This window comes from Thermoanaerobaculia bacterium (assembly GCA_035717485.1).
In the GTDB taxonomy this organism is placed as follows: domain Bacteria; phylum Acidobacteriota; class Thermoanaerobaculia; order UBA5066; family DATFVB01; genus DATFVB01.
Genome location: DASTIQ010000254.1, coordinates 1 through 3,495 on the forward strand (window position 1 = coordinate 1; position 3,495 = coordinate 3,495).

At 64.5% G+C, this 3,495-nt stretch carries 4 protein-coding genes; 3 read left to right on the forward strand and 1 reads right to left on the reverse strand.

The features are described from left to right. Positions 1-64 precede the first annotated feature (64 nt). Positions 65-865, reverse strand: coding sequence for an ABC transporter permease (locus tag VFS34_13525; protein HET9795467.1), 801 nt, complete (start codon positions 863-865; stop codon positions 65-67). A 32-nt stretch (positions 866-897) separates the two neighbouring features. On the opposite strand from VFS34_13525, the gene VFS34_13530 reads away from it, so the two are divergent. The 3 genes from VFS34_13530 (at position 898) to VFS34_13540 (ending at position 3,294) form a co-directional block, all read left to right on the forward strand. Then, on the forward strand, positions 898-1,254 hold the full coding sequence (locus tag VFS34_13530) for a helix-turn-helix transcriptional regulator (GenBank protein HET9795468.1): 357 nt from the start codon (positions 898-900) through the stop codon (positions 1,252-1,254). 62 nt (positions 1,255-1,316) lie between these two features. After that, the gene (locus VFS34_13535; protein HET9795469.1) at positions 1,317-2,216 is read left to right on the forward strand and encodes a hypothetical protein; all 900 of its coding nucleotides are present in this window, start codon (positions 1,317-1,319) and stop codon (positions 2,214-2,216) included. Between the two features lie 13 nt (positions 2,217-2,229). Next, positions 2,230-3,294: a hypothetical protein gene (locus tag VFS34_13540; GenBank protein ID HET9795470.1), complete on the forward strand. Its 1,065-nt coding sequence runs from the start codon at positions 2,230-2,232 to the stop codon at positions 3,292-3,294. Positions 3,295-3,495 lie beyond the last annotated feature (201 nt).

Genomic DNA, 3,495 nt, shown 5'->3' on the forward strand with positions numbered 1-3,495 from the left:
TCCCGCCCAGAAGACCGCCGTCCATCGGCTGACCCGGTGCTGCATCGATACTCCTTTCATCGGCTCACAGAAGATCGGCGAAATGCGGTTCGGCCTTCACGAAGAGGAGTGAACCGAGCATCGCCGCGGCGGCGGAGAATACCAGCAGGAACGCGGCCGAGCCGGCACCCGGCAGCGTGTGGCGGAAGAGCGCGTCCCGGAATCCTTCGATCAGGTGGGCGACCGGATTGGCGGAGACGACCCAGCGGAAACGCACCGGAACGAAAGAGACCGGATAGAAGATCGGCGTGAGGAAACCGACCATCGCGAGGGCGAGACCGGCCACCTGCGCCGTGTCCCGCAGGAAGACCTGCAGCCCGGCGAGCAGGCATCCGATCCCGTACGTCGCGAGGATCTGGGCGGCGAGCAGCGGAACGACGAGAGCCGCCCAGCGCGGGGAGAAGTGTCCCCGCCAGGCGAGATACGCGGAATACAGGAAGAGCCCGATCAGCTCGTTGACGACGGCGGAGAGCACGACGGTCGCGACGAGCGTCTGCTTCGGGAAGACCGCCTTCTTCACCATCGCCGAGTTGTCCGTCAGGCACGTGGAGGAGCGCATCAATCCTTCCTGGACGGCGAGCCACGGGATGAAACCCGCGAGGAGATATTCCGGAAAAACGACCCCGGCCGGCTCGCCCGAGAGAGGGATCTTCAGAACCACCGAGAAAACGAACGTGTAGATGACGACCCAGGCGAGAGGCGCCAGGAGCGCCCAGACGGGCCCGAGGAACGATCCGACGTAACGGGACCGGAGGTCGCGGACGACCAGTTCGGACAGCAGATACAGCGAATTCCCCGCCCGGCGCCCCTCCGACTTGACTTTCACAGGGGGCGGATTATATTGGGGCGGGAAATATGGTGCAACAGCATTTCTCCCTTTCGCGACAGAATCAGGTCGGCGCCCGCATCCGCGCGCTCCGGAAAGGGAGAAACCTCACCCAGACCGAGCTCTCGGAGAAGATCGGGATCCTCCAATCGGACCTCTCGCGCATGGAAAAAGGGGAATACAAGGTCGGACTCGACACGCTGTTCAAGATTCTCGCGGTCTTCGAGCTCGACATGGGCTCGTTCTTCGACGACGGCGCCGCCGTCACCGCCGACGACGACCGGCAGCTGTGGAAGGATTTCCTCGCGCTCGACGACGAGGCGCGGCGCGAGGTGCGGGACTTCATCCGGTTCAAGATGTCGCAGCGAAAGGGCGACGCTGGGGAATAACGTCTTGTTTACCCTTGCTTTCTGACCCCCGGGTGTTACATTTGGAAGATCCGCGAACCACGATGAGCGATCGCCGCAAGCATCTCGAATTCCTCCGCCGGACGGCGCGAGAAGCCGTGTGGCAGGGCGACTGCGAACGCGCCCTCCTCCTCCTCGACGAGGGCCTGACGCTCGCGCGTGCCTGGAAGCTCCGTGAGACGGAGGACCTCTTCCTCTGCAACCGGATCGCGACGCTCGTCGAGATGGAGCGCAACGATTTCGATCTCGCCGCATTGAAGGAGGTCGTCCTCCGGCATCCGGACGGCCGCCTCGGCGCCTTTGCCGCCTACACGGCCGCCTGCGCGCACGAGCTCCGGAAGGAATACGCGAAAGCGCGAAACTACGCGCAGATGTCGATCGGCCGCGCCGAAGGCGTGCACGCGTACCTGAAGGGAGTGTCGCTCAATCTCCTCGGGAGCCTCGAGCTCTCCGAGAGCCGGTTCCAGACCGCGCTCCCGATGTTCCGGGAGGCCGTCGAGATCTACTCGGACTGCGACCAGGACACGACGCGGGAGACCGCCGTCGCGGAAGACAACATCGGCTACGTCTACATCGCCTGCGACGAGGTGTCGGTGGGCCTTCCGATCGTCGAACGGGCGCTCAACCAGTTCGACGCGATGGGGGCGCGCGCCTTCACCACGTTCCCCAATCTCGATCTCTGCCTCGGGCACCTGAAGCTCGAGCACTACGACGAAGCGGAGCGCTGGGGGATCCAGGCGCTCGCGCTCGGCCAGGAGTTCGGGCAGGAGAAGGTGATCAAGAACTCCCACTACCTCCTCGGCGAGATCTATTCCGAGGTGGGGCGTCGCGGCGACGCCGAGCAGCACTTCGACGCGCTGTCGAAGTTCTATCCCGATTTCCCGTCTCTCAAGGGCTTCCTCCACCAGGTGAACGTGGTGGGGATGATCAACCTGAGGGCGTGAGGAGAAGACCATCATGAAGCGGGGCCGTTTCTCTCTCGTCGCGTCGCTCCTCGGAATCGCGTTCGCGGCTCTCGCCGGGATCGCCGGCGCGGAGGAACGCTCGCTCCTCACCGCGGACGGGACGCTCTACCACGTGCAGTCGGGCCTCTACGGGTCCTTCGAACCGAACGGAACGCTCGCTTCCCCGACCGACTTCGTGATCCACTGGGATTCCCGGGATCAGGCCGGCATGACGCAGTCGGGGATCATCCCCGGCACCGCCAACGGCGATCCCAAGAACCAGTTCGACCTCGCCTACGACTCCCTGTCGAACTCGCTCGTCCTCGTCTGGAACGATCGCCTGCAGGTGATCAATTCGATCCAGTTCGCGATTCTCCAGAAAGGAATCTGGAGCGGAGCCCAGCTGCTGCCGTCCGGGATCTTCAGCTTCGCGAGCAACCCGCAGATCCTGATCACCCACCAGACGGTTCAGGACCTCGACGCCGCCGGGAATGAAGTCGACTCGCTGCGCTCGATCATTTCGGTGATCTGGTGGGAAGATTCGATCCGCCCGCGGGCCCGCCTGGCGCCGATCTTCGTCGAAAACGGCACCTTCAATCTCGCCGACATTCCCATCTACGATCTTCCCGAGCTCGTCGGCAGCCAGACGATCGAGTGGCCCGCGATCCTCGACAGCCCGCTGTACGAGGCTCCTTCCCTGCAGCAGGACGGCATGTCGTCGACGATTCTCGCGAGCTTCGCCGACGTCGCGACCAAGACTCTCCAGGTGGCCCAGATCACGTTTCCCTCCGACTTCCGCCACGTCATCGATCCGATGCACGGGCGGCACGTCGTCGTGATCCTCGGCCACAACTCGTCCCCGATCCTCGAGGCGGTGCCGGCAGGTCCGACGCTCCTCGGGACCGTCGTCGGCAGCAACTATCAGCCCACGGTCTACTGGCAGTCGGATCCGGCGCACGTCAACTACTCGATGTCGGACGGAACGCAGTGGACGCCGACCCGGACGGTCACGCTCACGCCGGCGCTCGGCGCGGATGCCGCGGTGTCGCTCATCCGCCGCATGGCCATCCAGAACTAGAGCGCGCGGCGCGCATCGTCATGCGCGCTCTATCCTGAGCGAGATCGTCGCGACGAGCGAGCGACGGATCCGCCGCGCAGCGTGGCGACCGGCCACACCGCCTCGACGAGCACCCTGCCGTGCAGGCATTTTCAGCGCATTTCGAATTTCGTGTATTGCCGTTCGAGGAGAACCGCAGACGAGGAGATGACCTCACAACCG

Excerpts from the sequence above, each read along its gene's own strand:
- VFS34_13535 (HET9795469.1), top strand. The coding sequence starts at position 1,317 with ATGAGCGATCGCCGCAAGCATCTCGAATTCCTCCGCCGGACGGCGCGA.
- VFS34_13540 (HET9795470.1), top strand. The coding sequence starts at position 2,230 with ATGAAGCGGGGCCGTTTCTCTCTCGTCGCGTCGCTCCTCGGAATCGCG.